This is a genomic window from Janthinobacterium sp. SUN026 (assembly GCF_030397625.1).
GTDB lineage: Bacteria > Pseudomonadota > Gammaproteobacteria > Burkholderiales > Burkholderiaceae_D > Janthinobacterium > Janthinobacterium kumbetense.
Map to the genome: position 1 here is coordinate 216,724 of NZ_JAPQNU010000005.1, position 19,057 is coordinate 235,780.

The 19,057-nt window shown below is 62.6% G+C and carries 9 protein-coding genes; all 9 read left to right on the plus strand.

What is annotated here, in order from left to right; all coding sequences use genetic code 11:
- Positions 1–79: 79 nt before the first annotated feature.
- The 9 genes from OX459_RS21960 (at position 80) to OX459_RS22000 (ending at position 19,001) form a co-directional block, all read left to right on the plus strand.
- A complete protein-coding gene (locus tag OX459_RS21960; protein WP_071324509.1) occupies positions 80–895 on the plus strand; it encodes a taurine ABC transporter ATP-binding protein in 816 nt (271 codons plus the stop codon).
- 79 nt (positions 896–974) lie between these two features.
- Positions 975–1,769, plus strand: coding sequence for an ABC transporter permease subunit (locus tag OX459_RS21965; protein WP_058049276.1), 795 nt, complete (start codon positions 975–977; stop codon positions 1,767–1,769).
- Positions 1,770–2,049: 280 nt separating this feature from the next.
- Positions 2,050–3,483: an amino acid permease gene (locus tag OX459_RS21970; RefSeq protein WP_099664790.1), complete on the plus strand. Its 1,434-nt coding sequence runs from the start codon at positions 2,050–2,052 to the stop codon at positions 3,481–3,483.
- Positions 3,476–4,702 carry a molybdopterin-dependent oxidoreductase gene (locus OX459_RS21975; RefSeq protein WP_289906549.1) on the plus strand — a complete coding sequence of 409 codons (1,227 nt, stop codon included), beginning with the start codon at positions 3,476–3,478 and terminating at the stop codon, positions 4,700–4,702. Before OX459_RS21970 ends, OX459_RS21975 begins: the two co-directional genes overlap by 8 nt.
- A gap of 10 nt (positions 4,703–4,712) precedes the next feature.
- A complete protein-coding gene (locus OX459_RS21980; protein ID WP_289906550.1) occupies positions 4,713–5,327 on the plus strand; it encodes a c-type cytochrome in 615 nt (204 codons plus the stop codon).
- A gap of 663 nt (positions 5,328–5,990) precedes the next feature.
- Positions 5,991–7,658 carry a ShlB/FhaC/HecB family hemolysin secretion/activation protein gene (locus OX459_RS21985; protein WP_289906551.1) on the plus strand — a complete coding sequence of 556 codons (1,668 nt, stop codon included), beginning with the start codon at positions 5,991–5,993 and terminating at the stop codon, positions 7,656–7,658.
- Between the two features lie 34 nt (positions 7,659–7,692).
- Positions 7,693–16,239, plus strand: coding sequence for a YDG domain-containing protein (locus tag OX459_RS21990; RefSeq protein WP_289906552.1), 8,547 nt, complete (start codon positions 7,693–7,695; stop codon positions 16,237–16,239).
- Between the two features lie 155 nt (positions 16,240–16,394).
- Positions 16,395–17,237, plus strand: a complete 843-nt coding sequence (locus OX459_RS21995; RefSeq protein WP_289906553.1) for a sulfotransferase — start codon at positions 16,395–16,397, stop codon at positions 17,235–17,237.
- A 288-nt stretch (positions 17,238–17,525) separates the two neighbouring features.
- Complete coding sequence (locus tag OX459_RS22000) at positions 17,526–19,001, plus strand: glycoside hydrolase family 19 protein (protein WP_289906554.1); 1,476 nt, start codon at positions 17,526–17,528, stop codon at positions 18,999–19,001.
- Positions 19,002–19,057 lie beyond the last annotated feature (56 nt).

Consider the following 19,057-nt stretch of genomic DNA (forward strand, 5'->3'; position numbering starts at 1 on the left):
GTGCGATGGCGCGCCTGCGGGCGCGCTGACTGAACAGAATACGTTGAACTGAAGTGACTACACCTATGCGGGGCACACGATGGAAAATCTCTACGTCAAGGATGTCAGCGTGATTTATCCGGGCAAGACGGCCGGTGAACGCGTACATGCCTTAAACAATATCAATCTCACCATCAATAGCGGCGACTTCGTCGTCGCGCTGGGCGCCTCGGGCTGCGGCAAGACCACCTTGCTGAGCCTGATGGCAGGCTTTATCGCTCCCTCCAAGGGCGAGATCATGTTGGGCAGCAATAAAGTGGAAGGGCCGGGCGCCGACCGTGGCGTCGTATTCCAGAAACATGCCTTGTTGCCGTGGCTGAACGTGATGGAAAACGTGGAATTCGGCTTGAAGCTGCAAGGCGTGCCGAAAGCCGTGCGGCGCGAACAGGCGGCAAAAAACCTGGCGCTCGTCGGCTTGAAGGACTTTCACGACAATATGATTTATCAATTGTCGGGCGGCATGCAGCAAAGGGTGGGCATCGCCCGCGCCCTGACCAGCAATCCCGCCATGCTGCTGATGGATGAACCGATGGCGGCGCTCGACGCGCTGACCCGCGAAACCATCCAGGAGTTGCTGCTCGATATCTGGGCCAAGTCCAGCACCATGTTCTTCTTCATTACCCACAGCGTCGACGAGGCGCTGTTCCTGGCGAACCGGCTGATCGTCATGTCGCCCCGTCCGGGCCGCATCACGCACACGTATGAACTCGATTTCAACAAGCGCTTCCTCGAATGCCGCGATGCGCGCGCCGTGAAATCGAGCCCGGACTTCATCAAGATGCGCGAAACGGTGCTCAACATCATTTATGGCGACGAACGCGCCGTCAATAAAGAGCTGGAGGTGTCCCATGCATAGCCCATCCGTCGTGGGATTTCCTCCCACCACCGCCAAGCGCGTCGGTTTTTTTGGCCGCCTGTTCGCCCCCCGCTGCGCCATGCCGGGCGAAGCGTTCGGCGCGCCGGGGCAGGGCAATTCCAGCCGCATCGCCACCGTCACCGTCATCGCCGTGCTTTTGCTGTGGTTTGGCGTGACGGCCAGCGGCATGGTGAAACCCTTGTTTTTACCTTCGCCGCAAGCCGTGTATGAAAAATTCATCATGGCGGCCACCACCGGTTTCGGCGGCGCCACCCTGTGGGAACACACGGTGGCCAGCCTGGTGCGCGTGTTCGGCGCCTTTGGCCTGGCTTGCCTGTTTGCCATTCCCGTCGGCGTGATGATGGGCGTCAACCGCGTGGCGCGGGGCATCTTCGATCCCTTGATCGAGTTCTACCGTCCATTGCCGCCGCTTGCTTACTTGCCACTGGTCATCATCTGGTTCGGCATCGGCGAGTTTTCGAAGGTCTACCTGATCTTCCTGGCCATCTTCGCGCCGATGGCGATCGCGGCCCGCGCCGGCGTCAGCTCTGTTTCACTGGAGCAAATCCATGCGGCCTACTCGATGGGCGCTACCCGTTTCCAGGTCATCGTGCACGTGATTTTGCGTGCCGCGATACCGGAAATCCTCACCGGCATGCGCATCGGCATCGGCGTGGGCTGGACCACCCTGGTGGCGGGCGAGATGGTGGCGGCTACGCGCGGCCTCGGCTACATGGTGCTCAGCGCTTCCGAGTTCCTGGCCAGCGACGTGGTGATCATGGGCATTATCGTGATCGGCTTCTTCGCTTTCCTGTTTGATTTGATGATGCGTTACCTCGAACGTACCCTCGTGCCATGGAAGGGCAAGGTGTAAGACGTTCCCGGGAGTGGCGCGCACGCCACAAGTGTTGCCGCCGCTCCCTTTTTTTAATCCGCAATAAGCCGTACTTACCCTCCAGCGCGCTTGCCCCTCGGGCGCCGCGCCGGGCCGCTGCATTTCCAGATTGACTTATGGAATGCGGCCAACCAGACTGATTCACACGATGTATCGATGCTGCTTGACGGTGTTGCCTAAATAAAACAAAGCCGCGCGGCAAGAACAAGCCGCAGCAGGCAGGGCGCACCGAGCTTCAGAGATTTTCAGGAGACAAAACATGATTAGCGAATCGCATAACAGTACCGGCTTGCAGCACTCGCTCAAGCAACGCCACATGAGCATGATCGCCATCGGCGGCGTGATCGGCGCCGGCCTCTTTGTCGGCAGCGGCGTCATCGCCAAGGCCGCCGGCCCGGCCGCCATCCTTTCCTTCCTGCTCACGGGCGGCCTCGTCGTCCTGATCATGCGCATGCTGGGCGAGTTGGCCTCGTCCCTGCCCGTGGTCGGCTCCTTTTACGAATATGCGCGCCTGGCCTTCGACGACAAGCCGAAAGTGTCGAAATTCCTCGGCTTCATGAGCGGCTGGATGTACTGGTATTTCTGGGTCGTCGTCGTTGCCCTGGAAGCCATTGCCGGTGCGAAATTGGTCAACTTCTGGCTACCCGACGTGCCGTCGTGGTCGATCAGCCTGGTGCTGCTCGTGTCGATGACCATCCTGAATCTGTTCTCCGTGAAGGCGTTTGGCGAATTCGAGTTCTGGTTCGCTTCGATCAAGGTGGTCGCCATCATCGTCTTCCTGTTCGTCGGCGCCTTGTTTATCACGGGAAGCTTGCCTAACAGCATCCCGACCCTGGGCTTTTTGACCAGCAACGGCGGCTTCATGCCGCATGGCTGGGGCCCCGTGCTCAGCGGCGCCGTCGCCGCCACGGCCTTTTATTCGGGCGCCGAAATCGTCACCATCGCCGCCGCCGAAACGTCGGACCCGGCAAAGGCCATCGCCCGCGCCACCAATTCCGTCATCACGCGCGTGCTGATGTTCTATGTGGGCTCCATGTTTGTCGTCGTCTGCATCGTGCCCTGGGATTCGCCGGCCATCGCCACGCCTTTCGTCAGCGCCCTGACCGTCATGAATATCCCGTACGCGGCCCACATCATGAACGCCATCATTTTGACGGCCGTGCTGTCGGCCTTGAATTCCAGCCTGTACGCCTCGTCGCGCATGATCTTTGCGCTGACGCGCCGCGGCGATGCGCCCACGGGCCTCGTGAAACTGAGCAAGAACGGCGTGCCGATCCGCGCCATCCTGTTCAGCACCTTGTTCGCCTACTTTGCCATTGCCGTCTCGTATGTGTCGGCCGACCTCGTGTTCCCCTTCATCGTCAACTCTTACGGCATCCTGATCCTGTTTGTGTACCTGCTCATTGCGATATCTCAATTGCGTCTGCGTCGCCGCCTGGAACGCGAATGCCCGGAACGCATCAAGGTGCGCATGTGGCTGTTTCCTTACCTGACGTATTTCACCATCATCGCCATGCTGGTGATCCTGGGCGCCATGAGCGTGTCGTCCGATACGGAGCAGCGCGTGTCGTTCTGGTTTGGCCTGTTGAGCGTGGTCATCCTGAGCGTCATGTATTACATCAAGAAGCTGGTCAACGACGACCGCAACGGCGGTGAGGCGGCCGACACCAAAGTGGAGCTCAAACATGTCTGACCCGACCTTGTTGCCCGCAGGCCGGCGCCGCTTCCTGCGCACGACGGCCGCCCTGGGCGCCGCCGCAGTGGCGGGGCCTGGGTCAGCCTTGGCCGCTTCCGTCACCTTGCCGTTTGAAAATGGCGAACGCGAACTGGTGGCCTTCCCGCAAAAGCGCCCGCTGATCCTGCTGACCAGCCGTCCGCCCCAGCTGGAAACGCCGTTCGGCGTGTTCAATGAAGGCGCGATCACGCCCAACGACGCGTTTTTCGTGCGTTATCACTGGAGTGGCTTGCCCACCAGCATAGACGGCGACAGCTACCGGCTGCGCATCGCCGGCCTCGTCAAGACGCCCTTGGAACTGTCGCTGGCGGAACTGAAGCAGCTGGCCGAGCCCGTTGACGTGGTGGCCGTGACGCAATGTTCAGGCAACAGCCGCGGCTTTTTTGCCCCCCGTGCGAATGGCGGGCAGCTGGGTAATGGCGCCATGGGCAATGCCCGCTGGACGGGCATCCCCCTGAAAACCGTGCTGGAAAAGGCCGGCATCGCGGCCAATGCCGTGCAAGTGGCCTTCAATGGCCTGGAAACGCCGCCCGTGGGCGACGGTCCCGACTTTCAGAAAGCCTTGTCGGTCGAGCACATCATGGCCGGCGACGTCATGCTGGCCTGGGCCATGAATGGCGAGGACATTCCTTTCCTGAACGGCTACCCGCTGCGCCTGATCGTGCCTGGCTATTACGGCACTTACTGGGTCAAGCACTTGAGCGACATCACGGTGCTGGACAAGCCGTTTGATGGCTTCTGGATGAGCACGGGCTACCGCATTCCCGACAATGGTTCCGGCTTCATCGAACCGGGCGCGCCCGTGGGCAAGACGACGCCGATCAGCCGCCTCAACGTGCGCTCCTTCATTACCAGCGTGCAAGATGGCGCGCAAGTGAAGGCGGGACGCGACCTGGCCCTGCGCGGCATCGCGTTTGATGGCGGCCAGGGCATCAGCGAGGTGACCGTCTCGGTGGATGGCGGCCAGACCTGGCAGGAAGCCAGGCTGGGCAAGGACCTGGGACGCTTTTCGTTCCGCGAGTGGACGATGGTCATGAAGGCGCCGCGCAAGGGCAAGCATGTGCTGATGGTGCGCGCCGTCAACCGCATCGGCCAGAGCCAGCCCATGAAAGCCCTGTGGAATCCCATGGGTTATATGCGCAACGTGGTGGAAACCACGCGCATCCAGGCAGTCTGAGGAGAACCATATGAAGATATTACTTGCCGCGCTGGCACTGTCGACGGCGGGCGGCGCGTGCGCGCTGGACATCCACTTGCCGCCGGAAACGGCGACCTACAAACCCAGCGAATTGCCGGGCTACCAGCTGGTGCAGCGCAATTGCATGACGTGCCATGCGGCCCAGTACGCATCGACCCAGCCGCCCGCCTCGCCGCGCGCCTATTGGGAAGCGACCGTCAAGAAGATGAAAAAGCCGTTCGGCGCCCAGTTTGACGACGCGGACGTGCCGGCCATGGTCGATTACCTGGTGAAAACCTATGGCGCGGAGCGGGGCGCCGCCATGCCTGCCGCCGCCGTCGCCAAACCCGTCGCAGCCGCCGTCCCGCCCGCCGGCGGCAAGGATGTCAAAACCTTGCTGGCGGCGAACGGCTGCATGGCATGCCACGCCCTCGACCAGAAAGTGGTCGGCCCCGGCTTTGCGGAAGTGGCGGCCAGGTACAAGGGCAAGGATGGCATCGCCGCCGTGGCGACCAACATCCGCAGCGGCGGCGCGGGCAAATGGGGTCCCGTGCCCATGCCGCCGTTCAGCCAGCTCAGCGAAGCCGATGCGGCGACCCTGGCGAAATACGTGCTGTCCAGGTAACGCCTGGCCGGGTCCGCCCGGCACCATCCCTCATCTCCCCGCTTTTTTCGCAGCCATCCGCCATGCCAGCTTCATGCTGACGTGCCGGGTGGGCCTCCCATTTTCTTCGTAGCGCCGGCCGTCGCGTGCCAGCAGTGGCATGGTCAAGGGAGGTATTTGCAAGTTCATAATATTTTTTTTATATCTCATTTTCATAAGAGTGTGACATGCCAGCGTGCGACACAAAAGTGCGGCGCTGGAGGCATATCTTGATGTCGGGAAAATAACATTGTTTTATATTGCGATAATAATAATTCACCATCCATTTTTTCCCATACCGGCCTGCGTGGAATAGCATTTTGCCAGTGGCAGACGGTCAACATTGTTGCACAAAGACAACGAATTTTTCTTTGAAATGCAGCATTTTTACGCTACTTCGCGGATGTTGGCGCTGCTCGTATACAAGCTGCACCAAAACGGTGAATGAGGCCTTCGGATAGGTATTTCCCCGTTCAATGGCGCGCTAAAATGGATCAATGTTGCTGGTGGGAATTTTATTTTTTCATTGTCATTGTATTTAACATTGATATCAAAAAAGTATTTTTTCATTCAGCTCTTGTATTCCCCGTCAGTGCAGCCGCAAGCGGCGAGCCTGGCGCGGGCGCGCCGCCTGAAAGGATGATCTTGAACACCAAATTACTTCCGTTGACCCTGCTGCCCTTGCTGGCGCTGATACAGACCGCCTGGGCCGTCGATCCTCCTGGTGCCGGCAGCCAGCTGCAGCAGATTCCCGTGGCGCCCTCGCTGCCGAAAGCGCCGCCCGCCATCCGCGTGCAGCAGGGCAATGTACCCGCCGCCACGGTGGGCGACACGACGCGCATCGCCGTGCAGCGCCTGCAGATCGCGGCGCCGCCAGTCTTCACCGAGAGCGAACTGGTGGCCGCCTCGGGATTTACTCCGGGCAGCGAGCTGACCCTGGGCGAGTTGCGCGCCATGGCGTCCAACATCGCCAGCTATTACCAGAACCGCGGCTATTTCCTCGCGCAAGCCTATCTGCCCGCGCAAGATATCCAGGATGGTGTCGTCACGATCAGCGTGTTGCCAGGCCAGTATGGCCAGGTGCAACTGCGCAACCAGAGCAATCTGTCCGACGGCCTGGCCGGCACCGTGCTGGCGGGCCTGGACGGGCAGGTGATCGCCACGGCGCCGCTGGAACGCCGCTTGCTGCTGCTGTCGGATTTGCCGGGCGTGCAGGTCAGCTCGACGCTGGCGCCGGGCGCCTCGCTGGGCGCGTCCGACCTGATCGTCGACGTGCAGCCGGGCTCGCGTTTCAACGGCAGCATCGACCTGGACAACCAGGGCAACCGCTACACGGGCCGCAACCGCATCGGCGCCACCCTGAACATCAATGAACTGGCCGGCATCGGCGACGTGGCCACCGTGCGCGCGTTCACCTCGGCCGACGGCCTGAACTATGGCCGCCTCGCCTACCAGGGGCAGGCGGGCTTGCTGCGCCTGGGCGGCGCCTACACCTATATGGACTACAAGCTGGGCAAGGAATTTGCCGTGCTCGACGCCAAGGGCACGGCGAAGATCGCCAGCGCCTACGGCAGTTATCCGCTGATCCGCTCGCGCAGCAACAACCTGTATGCACAGGTCAGCTATGACGACAAGACTTTCCAGGATCGCACGGAATCGACGGGCAGCGTCAACGACAAGAAGGCCAGGGTGTGGATGCTGAATCTGAATGGCGACAGCAAGGATGGCTGGGGCGGTGGCGGCGCCAGCACCTATTCGTTGACATTTACCACGGGCAAGATCGATATCGGGACGCCGGCAACCTTGGCGCTCGACCGCGCGACGGTGAACAGCAATGGCCACTTCAACAAGCTGGCCTTCAACGCGGCGCGCGTGCAAAGCCTGGGCGGCGAGACGAGCTTGTTCGGCACCGTCAGCGGCCAGGCGGCGTCGAAAAACCTCGATGTGTCGGAAAAGATGGGCATCGGCGGCGTGGGCGGCGTACGCGCCTATCCGGGCGGCGAAGCGTATGGCGACCAGGGCTATGTGCTGAATGTGGAGCTGCGCCAGAACGTGACGGCGTTCACGGCCTTTCCCGGCCAGCTGCAAGTGCTGGCGTTTGCCGACACGGGCACCGTCAAGCTGAACCGCGATGCCTGGAGCGCCGGCGAGAACCGCCGCACCCTGAGCGGCGCGGGCGTGGGCGTGACGTGGACGGGCGCCAACGCGCTCGTGCTGAAGGCGTATTACGCGCACAAGCTGGGCAATGCCAAGGCGACCTCGGCACCGGATGCGGCAGGCCGCTTCTGGTTGCAAGCCGTCAAGTATTTCTAAATTACTACATCAATAAAAACATCAGGACACTGCCATGAACCGCATCTACCGCTCCATCTGGAACCAGGCCACCGGCGCCTACGCCGCCGTTTCCGAAAACGTCAAATCCGCCGGCAAGCGCTCAATGCCGGGCAGCAGCGGGGGGGGCGCGCATTTCGCCCTGACCAGCATGGCGGCGGCGCTGATGCTCGGTTATGGCTCCCTGGCCCTGGCGGGGCCGGCGGGCGGCACGGTGGTGGCGGGCCAGGCTTCCATCAATGGCGCGCCGGGCAATACCGTGATCCAGCAGGGCAGCCAGCATGCCGTCATCAACTGGGCCAGTTTCAATATCGGCAAGGGCGAATCGGTGCAGTTCCAGCAGCCCAACAGCAATGCGGTAGCCTTGAACCGCGTGCTGGGCAGCGACGGCACGACCATCCTGGGCAAGCTGTCGGCCAACGGCAAGGTGTTCATCGTCAATCCGAACGGCGTGCTGTTCGGCCACGGCGCGTCCGTGAACACGGCCGGCCTGGTGGCTTCCACGCTGGATATCAGCAATGCCGACTTCATGGCGGGCAAGTACCAGTTTTCCGGCAATGGCAGCGGTAAAGTCTTGAATCAGGGCAACATCAGCGCACCGGGCGGCTATGTGGCCTTGCTGGGCGCGAACGTATCGAACGAAGGCACGATCCAGGCACGTCTGGGCTCGGTGGCCCTGGCGGCGGGCCGCGCCATCACGCTGGACGTGGCGGGCGATGGCTTGCTGAACGTGGCGGTGGACCGGGGCGCCGTGGGCGCGCTGGTCAATAACGGCGGCTTGATCCAGGCCGATGGCGGCAGCGTCGTCCTGACGGCGCAAGCGGCGGGCGACTTGCTGAAAACCGTCGTCAACAACACGGGCGTGATCGAGGCGCACAGCATCGACACGCGCGGCGGCACGATCAAGTTGCTGGGCGACATGCAAAGCGGCACGGTGAACGCGGCCGGCACGCTGGACGCCAGCGCGCCTGCGGGCGGTAATGGCGGCTTCATCGACACCTCGGCCGCGCACGTGAAGATCGACGATGCGCTGAAGGTGACGACGGCGTCGGCCAAGGGCTTGTCCGGCACCTGGCTGATCGATCCGACCGACTTCAATATCGCCGTTTCCGGCGGCGACATGACGGGCGCCTTCCTGAGCAACTCCTTGAAGTCGGGCAATGTGCAGATCCAGAGCGTGTCGGGCGGCAGCGGCACGCAAGGCAATATCAACGTCAACGACAATATCAACTGGACGGCCAACAAGCTGACCCTGACGGCGCAAAACAATATCAACATCAACAAGGCCATGCGCGGCGCGGGCACGGCCAGCCTGGCCCTCGAATATGGCCAGAGCGCGCTCGCGGCCGGCAATCTGTCCACCTATAACGTCAAGGCGGAAGTCGATTTGCCATCGGGCAATAATTTCAGCACCAAGCTGGGCAGTAACGGCAGCGTGACCGTGTACCAGGTGATCAACAGCCTGGGCGCTTTCAACAGCACGAGCGGCAACGATGTGCAGGGCATGCAGGGCAATTTGTCCGGCAACTATGTACTGGGCAGCAATGTCGATGCCAGCGCCACGGGCAGCTGGGACAGCGGCAAGGGCTTTGTGCCCATCGGCAGCGCCGGGACGCCCTTCACGGGCAAGTTTGACGGCCTGGGGCATGAACTGTATGGCTTGACCATCAACCGCCCCGAGACGCCGGTGGGGATGTTCGGCAACATCGGTACCGCCGGCAGCGTGCGCAACCTGAGCTTGAGCAATGTCAATATGTCGGGTTCGCAAGCCGTGTTCAGCGCCGCGTATACCGACATCGGCGCGCTGGCGGGGCGCAACAACGGCACCATCGAGAACGTGTCCAGCAGCGGCGCCGTGCATGGTTCCGGCTATATCAACATGGGCGCGCTGGTGGGCACCAATGCCGGCACGCTCAGCAACAGCCGCGCCGCCGGCACCGTCGTTGCCGGCGCGTATGGCGCCGCCGGCGGCCTGGTGGGCGTGAATGCGGCAGGCGGCTTGATCAAGGGCAGTTCCAGCGCCGTGGCCACCACCTCGGCCAATTATTTCGCCGGCGGTCTGGCGGTTTTCAACCGCGGCACGATCAGCGACAGCTACGCCACGGGCGCCATCAGCGTCGGCAGTGCTGGCGGCAGCTATGGCGGCGGCCTGGCCGCCATTAACGACGCCACCGGCGTGGTGACGAACAGCTATGCCACGGGCAATGTCACGGGTGTATCCGGCCTGGGCGGCCTGCTGGGCAGGATAGAGTCGGGCGGCACGGTCGATAACAGCTATGCCACCGGCAATGTGACAGGCACTGGCAATAACATCGGCGGCCTGGTCGGCTTGTCGTATGGCCCGATACGCAACAGCTACGCCACCGGCAATGTGACTGCCAATTCCACCGTGGGCGGTGTCGTCGGCTACAACCTTTCGACAATGACGAACGTCTATTACTCTGGCAAGCTCACGGCGGGGGGCGCCAGCGTCGGCATGATCGTCGGCGATAACAACGGCGGCACGGTGACGAATGCCTATTTCGACAAGAGCTTGAATGGCGCGATCGCCGCCATCGGCGTGACTGGCAACGCGGCCACTTCGAACGCGCTGGGCCTGACCAGCGCGCAGATGTTGCAAGGCAGTAATTTCGCAGGTTTCAATTTCACCAACATGGCCGGTGCGGCGGGCAACAACTGGGTGATCGTCAGCGGCGACGGTTCCATCAATGGCGCGAGCGCCGGCACGCGCCCCATGCTGGCGTCGGAGTGGTCGAACACCATCAATTCCACGCACCAGCTGCAATTGATGGCAATGAGCAAGGCAGCCAGCTATACGCTGGGCAGCAGCTTCAGCGCAGCCAGCACGGCCGCGAACGGCAACGACGTGTGGGGCAGCACTGGCTTTATTCCCGTCGGTACGGCAGGTTCGGCCTTCACGGGTAGCCTCGATGGTACCGGGCATATTGTTTCCAACCTCAATATTATCAAGTCGGGCGTGGCGGGCGTGGGCTTGTTTGGCGTCGTCGGTAGCGGCGGCGTGATTGCCAATGTGGGCTTGTCTGGCGGCGCAATCAGCGGCGGCGACAATACGGGCGCCCTGGTCGGCATGAATGGCGGCAGCGTCAGCGGCAGCTTTGCCACCAGCGCCGTCACGGGCGCCAACAACGTTGGCGGCCTGGTGGGCACGAGTACGGGCACGCTCAAGGATAGCTATGCCAGCGGCGCGGTGACTGGTAGCAGTGGCGCGGGCGGCTTGGTGGGCAGCAACAGCGGCACCGTCGCCACCAGCTATGCGAATGGCAGCGTGAGCGGCGCGGGCGGCGGCCTGGTCGGCGCGGGCGCGGGTAGCGTCACGGGCAGTTACTGGGATACCACGGCCAGCGGCAAGGCAACGAGTGCGGGCGGCACGGACCTGACCACGAGCGGGCTCAAGACGCTGTCGAACTACACGGGCGCCGGTTGGGAATTGGCGCAGATGTGGGTGGTCTACGATGGCCAGAGCGCGCCTTTCCTGCGCTCGTTCATGAAGCAGATCACCGTGCGCGTTTCCTACGACAGCAAGGTGTATGACGGCGTGGCCTACGCCGGCGGCAGCAACAGCGTCAGCTACTCGAACACGGTGGCAGGCAGCAGCCTGCTGGGCACGCCCATCTATGCGGGCAATGCCGCTGGCGCCGTGAATGCGGGCACGTATGGCGTGTCGGCCAGCGGCCTGTACTCTTCGGGCGGGCAGTCCGGCTATGCGATCAGCTATATCGACGGCGGCCTGGTGATCACGCCCAAGTCCGTCACCCTGAATGGCGCGGCCGTGAGCGGCAAGGTGTACGACGGCACCACCACGGCTTCCATCAGCGGCACCCTGAGCGGCGTGCTGGCCGGCGACCTGGCCAATGTGAGCTCGACCGTGAATGGCACGTATGCGAGCAAGAATGCGGGCAACGGCATTGCCGTGACGATCGACGCCGCCCTGGGCGGCAGCGCCGGCGGCAACTATGCGCTCGCGCCTGTCGTTGGCTTGACGGGGGATATCAGCAAGGCCACCATCAGCGCCGTGACCGGCATCGTCGCCGGCAACAAGACGTATGACGGCAGCGCCAACGCCAGCCTCAACACGACAGGCGCCACGTTTGCGGGCATGGTGGGCGGCGACAGCCTGAGCGTATCGGGCGCCAGCGGCAGCTTCGGCGACAAGAATGCGGGCAACGGCAAGACGGTCAGCATCAGCGGTATCGTTCTGGGCGGCACGGACGCGGGCAACTACAACCTGACCGGCACCACGGCCAGCAGCACAGCCGATATCGGCAAGGCCACCATCAGTGGCGTGAGCGGCATCGTCGCCGGCAACAAGACGTATGACGGCAGCGCCGCAGCCAGCCTGAACACGGCAGGGGCCACGTTTGCGGGCATGGTGGGCGGCGACAGCCTGACGGTGTCGGGCGCCAGCGGCAGCTTCGTCGACAAGAATGCCGCCAACGGCAAGACGGTCAGTATCAGCGGCATGACCTTGGGCGGCACGGACGCCGATAACTATACTTTGACCAGCAGCACGGCCAGCACGACGGCCAACATCAGCAAGGCCACTATCAATGGCGTGACCGGCATCGTTGCTGAAAATAAAGTGTATGACGGCAATGCCACTGCCAGCCTGAACGCGGCGGGCGCCGCATTTGCCGGCATGGTGGCCGGCGACAGCCTGACGGTCTCGGGCGCCAGCGGCAGCTTTGCCGACAAGAATGCCGCCAGCGGCAAGACCGTCAGCATCAGCGGCATCGCGCTGGGCGGCACGGACGCGGGCAACTACAACCTGGCCAGCAGCACGGCCAGCAGCACAGCCGATATCGGCAAGGCCACCATCAGCGGCGTGGCTGGCATCGTAGCCGGCAACAAGGTGTATGACGGCAGCGCCGCCGCCAGCCTGAATACGGCGGGCGCCTCGTTTACGGGCATGGTGGGCGGCGACAGCTTGACGGTGTCGGGCGCCAGCGGCAGCTTCGTCGACAAGAACGCCGCCAACGGCAAGACGGTCAATGTCAGCGGCATCACCTTGGGCGGCACGGATGCGGGCAACTACAACCTGGCCAGCAGCACGGCCAGCAGCAGCGCGAATATCAGCAAGGCCACCATCAATGGCGTGACCGGCATCGTTGCTGAAAATAAAGTGTATGACGGCAATGCCACTGCCAGCCTGAATACGGCGGGCGCCGCATTTGCCGGCATGGTGGCCGGCGACAGCTTGAGCGTGTCGGGCGCCAGCGGCAGCTTTGCCGACAAGAATGCGGGCAATGGCAAGACGGTCAGCATCAGCGGCATTGCGCTGGGCGGCACGGATGCAGGCAATTACAACCTGACCGGCAGCACGGCCAGCAGCAGCGCCGATATCGCCAAGGCCACCATCGCCAGCGTGAGCGGCTTGGCGGCCGGCAACAAGGTGTATGACGGCAGCATGGCCGCCAGCCTGAACACGGCAGGCGCCGCTTTCAGCGGCATGGTGGCCGGCGACAATCTGACGGTGTCCAACGCGGTCGGCACGTTCAGCGACAAGAACGCCGGCAATGGCAAGGTCGTCAATGTCAGCGGTATCGTGCTGGGCGGCACGGATGCAGGCAATTACAACCTGGCCAGCGACACTGCCGCCAGCAGCGCCAATATCAGCGCCAAGGCGTTGACATTGACGGGCTTGAGTGGCGGCAATAAAGTCTACGACGGCACGGCCAATGCGAGCCTTGCCGGCGGCGCCTTGAACGGCCTGGTCAACTCGGAAACCCTGGCCTTTATCGTTCAGGGCGCCAGCTACAGCGATAAGAACGCGGGCACGGGCAAGACCATTACGGTTGGCGGCGTGACCTTGAGCGATGGCACTGGTCTGGCCGGCAACTACACGCTGAGTGCGCCTGCCAGCCTGACGGGGGATATCGCGAAGGCAACGATTTCCGGCATTAGCGGTTTGAGCGCCCTGGACAAGGTCTATAACGGTAACCTGAATGTCAGTCTCAGCCCCAGTTCGGCCGTGATTAATGGCAAGATTGCCGGCGACGATGTGCAGCTGTTCAGTGCGAACGGGGCGTTCACGGATAAGAACGTGGGCAGCAACAAGGCCGTCAATATTAGCAATATCGCTTTGTCCGGCAGCGACGTGGGAAATTATATTTTCACCAATAATTCTGCCACTGCCACGGCCAGTATCACGCCCAAGGCCGTCACGCTCTCCGGCGTGACGGCAGGCAATAAGGTCTACGATGGCACGACGGCGGCCGTGTTGTCGGGCGGAACCTTGAGCGGCATGGTCGCGGGTGAAACGCTGGGCTTCAGCGGCGGCGTCGGCACGTTCAGCGACAAGAACGCGGGCACGGGCAAGCTGGTCACGATCAGCGGCACTGTCTTGCAGGACGGCACTGGCCTGGCCAGCAATTACACCTTCAGCAGCCCGGGCAATGTGAATGCCGACATCAGCAAGGCAAGCATTAGCGGCGTGACGAACGTGGGCGTCAATAACAAGACTTACGACGGCCTGGCGGATGCCACGCTCACCGGCGCGGCGACCTTCAATGGCAAGATTGGCAACGACAGCCTGACGCTGGCCGGCAATGGCGCCTTCAGCGACAAGAATGCGGGTACCGGCAAGACTGTCAATGTGAGCGGCATCACCCTCGCTGGCGCCGATGCGGGTAACTACAACCTTGTCAGCACTGTTGCCAGCAGCACGGCCGACATCGCCAAGGCGGACATCAGCAGCGTGACGAACGTGGGCGTCAACAACAAGATCTACGATGGCTTGACCACGGCCACGCTCAATGGCGCGGCTATCTTCAATGGCAAGATCAGCGGCGATGTGCTGACGTTGGCCGGCAGCGGCGCCTTCGGCGACAAGAATGCGGGCACGGGCAAGACGGTGACGGTCAGCGGCATCACCCTCGGTGGCGCGGATGCGGGCAACTACAATCTTGTCAGCAATTCTTCCAGCGGCACGGCCGATATCGGCAAGGCAACTATCGGCAGCGTGACGGACGTGGGCGTGAACAGCAAGACCTACGATGGCTTGAGCACGGCCACGCTGAACGGCGCGGCGACCTTCAATGGCAAGATCGGCGGCGATACGCTGACGCTGGCCGGCACCAGTGCCTTCAGCGACAAGAATGCGGGTACGGGCAAGACGGTGACGATCAGCGGCATCACGCTCGCTGGCGCCGATGCGGGCAACTACATTCTGGTTAGCAATACCGCCAGTGGCACGGCCGATATCACGCCAAAAGCCCTGACGCTCGTGGGCCAGCTGGCGGCCGACAAGGTGTATGACGGCAATGCAGTGGCGCAGCTGAGCGGCGGCAGCCTGGCCGGCCTGGTGGCGGGCGAAACCCTGGCCATCGCCGGACAGACGGCAGCGTTTGGCGACAAGAACGCTGGCAATGCCAAGGCCGTGACGGTCAGCGGCACCACCTTGCTGGACGGCTCCGGCTTGGCCAGCAACTACACGGTCAGCAATCCCACAGGCTTGACGGCCAACATCACGCCGGCGTCCATCAGCGCCATTTCCGGCATCGTGGCAGCGAACAAGGTGTACGACGGCGGCACGGCAGCCAGCCTGAACCTGGCGGGCGCCAGCTTCAATGGCATGGTGGCCGGCGACGCCTTGAGCCTGGCTGGCGGCCCCGTCCTTGGTACATTCGGCGACAAGAATGCCGCAACGGGCAAGACCGTGACCATCAGCGGCCTGGGCCTGGGCGGCGCCGATGCAGGCAACTATGTGCTGGCCAGCAACCTGGCCAGTACCACGGCGGATATCACGCCAGCCACGCTGACGGTGAGCGCCAGCGGCGTCAACAAGGTGTATGACGCGACGACGAATGCCCTTGTCTCCCTGCGCGACAACCGCATCGGCAATGATCAGCTGAGTATTGCCAGCAATGGCGCCAGCTTCGGCGACAAGAATGCGGGCGTGGGCAAGACGGTGACGGTGGCCGGCATACGCCTGAGCGGCGCGGACGCGGGCAATTACGTGGTCAACGGCACCGCCAGCACCACGGCCACGATTACGCAGGCAGCGCTGACGGTGAAGGTCGATAACGCTGAAAAAGACCAGGGACGCGCCAATCCCGACTTCAGCGCCGGCTACAGAGGCTTGCTCGGTGGCGATACGCTGGCCGCTGAAGTGAGCGGCAAGCTGGCGTTCGGCACGCCGGCGACGACGGCTTCCGCGGCAGGCAGTTATCTGGTATCGGCATCGGGCCAGGCGTCGACCAACTACGCGCTGAACTATGTTGACGGCGTGCTGACAGTCAAGCCGACGGAAGCGCTGCAAAGCGCGGTCGCGAACGTGATCGCGGCTGTTGCCGTGGCGCCGTCGCAGGGTAATATGGTGCAGGCCGACATGATCGCCAGCGGCGAGGCGGCGCCAGGCAAGTCCGCCGCCACGCAGGATGCGCCGCGCGAGGCAGAGCAGGGCGCCGCGGGCAGCGCACCGGTGGTGCAGCTGGCGGGCAATGTCGTCAACAATGTCCTGCCAGGCTTGCGCCTGAGCGTGGTCGATAGCGGGCTGCGCCTGCCGGTCGAAGCTGGCGGCAACACGCGCCAGGACAGCCAGTAAGGCACGTGGCGTCTCCTTGCGGGGACGCCGGAGATGCCGCTTCGTGTTTCGAAGCGGCATTTTTTATGCGGCCGCGCCGTTGCAACGCTCATATAATTGCTGCACCATCGTTGTTTTCCATCAGAAGCGCAGCGCTGAACTGAAAGTACAATCGCATGACATCCAATTTCATCGGCGTGGCAGGCCTGCCGCGCGCCGGTTCCACCTTGCTGTGCCAGTTGCTGGCGCAGCATCCCGACCTGCATTGCGAAGGCAATAGTTCGCCTCTGTGCAACGCCTTGCTGGGCATGCGGCGCATGGTCAGCGACGATGCTTTCTTCCTGTCGCAACTCGATACGACATTCGAGACCAGCTACGGTCACCTGAAAACGGCCATGCAGGGTTTCTTGCGCGGCTGGTACCAGGACTGCGGCAAGCAGGGCGTGGTCGACAAGAACCGCGCCTGGCTGCACTGCGTGGAAATGCTGCTGCAACTGGCGCCGGAAGCGAAAATCATCGTTTGCGTGCGCGAACTGGGGCAAGTCTATGGCTCCATCGAGGCCCAGCACCAGCGCACCATCCTGCTCGACTTCGTCGATCACCTGGCCGACTTCGACCGCCTGGGGCGGGCCGACATGCTGTTTGCCAAGGACCGCACCATCGGTGCCCCATTGAGTTCGCTGCATGCCGTGCTGGACCTGCCCATCGAGGTGCAGCAGAAACTGTATTTCGTGCGCTTCGAGGACTTGATGGCGAGGCCAGTGGAATGCATGTCGCACTTGTATACATGGCTGGGGCTGGCACCATTCCAGATCGACCCGAAGGCGCTGGCGGTCGGCATCCAGGAAAGCGACAGCCACTACCGCATGAAATACACGCACAGCCAGCAAGCCACCATCAGTGCGCCCAAACAGCATGCGATTCCGCCGCGCATCCAGGCACAAATTGAAAGTGCGTACGGCTGGTTTTATGAGCTGTATTATCCGGAAAGAGTGCAGGCGGCGCCGAAACCGGCCTGATTCTGGCGCGGCAGTGCTAATACCACTTGCCGCGCCATCGCTTGCGCGGTATTGCCGCTACCGCTCGCGGAATCTTCTTTTTTTCCTTTCCTCATTCTTCGCCTGCCACAGCGTGGCCAGACCGCCTGAAGTCACTGGTATTGTAAAAAACACCGTTATATAAAACCACTTGACTACCAATTTTTAGCGTCGCATTCTCTGTGCAGAAAGCCGACGCTTCGCTGTGCTTTCTTTACGTACAACATAAAAGCTACTTCGATAGTTTTCGTATAACGTTCAGGAGACATTGTGAAGACACGGCAAATTAGCCGGCTGGCCTCGCCTTTGATGGCTGGCCTGCTGGGCAGCGCGCTGCTCGCTTGCGGCGGCAATTCCACCACCGAACCCCCATCGACCCTGCTGGCCGCCACGGCCGCCAGCGACAGTTGCGCGGCCTGGAGCGCCGCTGCCGTCTACACGGCGGGCCAGTGCGCCGTCTACGACGGCAAGGTGTACCGGGCCAAATGGTGGGTGCAGGGCACGGCGCCGAACAACGACCAGTGGGGGCCGTGGAGCCTCGATAGCACCACGCCGACACCGACTCCGACACCGACGCCCACTCCCACGCCGACACCCACGCCGACTCCCACCCCGACGCCCACTCCAACACCCACGCCTACGCCTACGCCCGGCATTCCCACCAAGGCCCAGGCCGAAGCGAACGAGGCGGCGCTGACGAATAACGATTTCTTCCGCAAGGTCAAGGCCTCGATCCGCACCCTGGGCAATGCGGCCGTCGAAGCCGTGCAGCCCGGCCTGACCAGCAATCCCCTCAACGTCAAGCGCGTCGAGCGCCTGTTGCCGGCGGCGAAGTGGGATTACTATTTTGCCGCGCGCGACGCCAGCTATACGTATCAGCGCTTCCTGCAAGCGGTGGCCAAGTTCCCGGCCGTGTGCGACGACTACAGCGACGGGCGCAATGCGGACGCCATCTGCCGCCACAGCCTGGCGACCATGTTCGCCCATTTCGGGCAGGAAACGGGCGAACATAACGCCAGCAGCCCGCTGCCGCAATGGCGCCAGGGCTTGAAGTATTTGCGCGAACTGGGCTGCGACGAGACGGGCGCCGGCTGCGGCTACAACATCGAGTGCGCCGACCCCGTCTTCAACAAGGTGTGGACCTGCGGCAAGAATGCCGACGGCAGCTTCAAGAAGTATTTCGGCCGTGGCGCCAAGCAGCTGTCGTACAACTACAACTATGGACCGTTTTCGCAAGCCATGCATGACGGCGATCAATCCGTGCTGCTGAAAAATCCGGACCTGGTGGCCTCGACGTGGCTGAACCTGGCGTCGGCCACGTTCTTCTTCGTTTATCCGCAACCGCCGAAACCGTCGATGCTGCACGTGCTCGATGGCACGTGGGTGCCGAACGCGGCCGATACGACGGCTGGCGCGGGCAATAACTTTGCCACCACCATCATGATCATCAACGCCGAATGCGGGCAGGGCACGGAAAAGCAGGCCGCGCAAAACCGCATCGATTACTACAAGCAATTTGCCGCCGACATGGGCTGGGATTATTCCGGCGAACAATTGTCTTGCGCCAACATGCAGCGCTTCACCCCGGCCAGTTCCGCCTCCTACAACATCTATTGGGAGAAAAACTGGAGCGCGGGTGGCGAGAACCAATGCCAGCTGGTCAGTTACCAAACCCCGTACAGCGCCTTGCTGGCCGGAAACTACGTGAAATGCGTGGAAGCCAACTGGAATGTGAAGTTGCAGTAGCAGTAAATGCAGGAATAGCCGGCCAGGGATAACAGTTGACAAGAGCCCCTTCAGGG

Coding starts and splice junctions, on each gene's coding strand:
- OX459_RS21960 (WP_071324509.1), top strand. CDS start 80: ATGGAAAATCTCTACGTCAAGGATGTCAGCGTGATTTATCCGGGCAAG.
- OX459_RS21965 (WP_058049276.1), top strand. CDS start 975: ATGCCGGGCGAAGCGTTCGGCGCGCCGGGGCAGGGCAATTCCAGCCGC.
- OX459_RS21970 (WP_099664790.1), top strand. CDS start 2,050: ATGATTAGCGAATCGCATAACAGTACCGGCTTGCAGCACTCGCTCAAG.
- OX459_RS21975 (WP_289906549.1), top strand. CDS start 3,476: ATGTCTGACCCGACCTTGTTGCCCGCAGGCCGGCGCCGCTTCCTGCGC.
- OX459_RS21980 (WP_289906550.1), top strand. CDS start 4,713: ATGAAGATATTACTTGCCGCGCTGGCACTGTCGACGGCGGGCGGCGCG.
- OX459_RS21990 (WP_289906552.1), top strand. CDS start 7,693: ATGAACCGCATCTACCGCTCCATCTGGAACCAGGCCACCGGCGCCTAC.
- OX459_RS21995 (WP_289906553.1), top strand. CDS start 16,395: ATGACATCCAATTTCATCGGCGTGGCAGGCCTGCCGCGCGCCGGTTCC.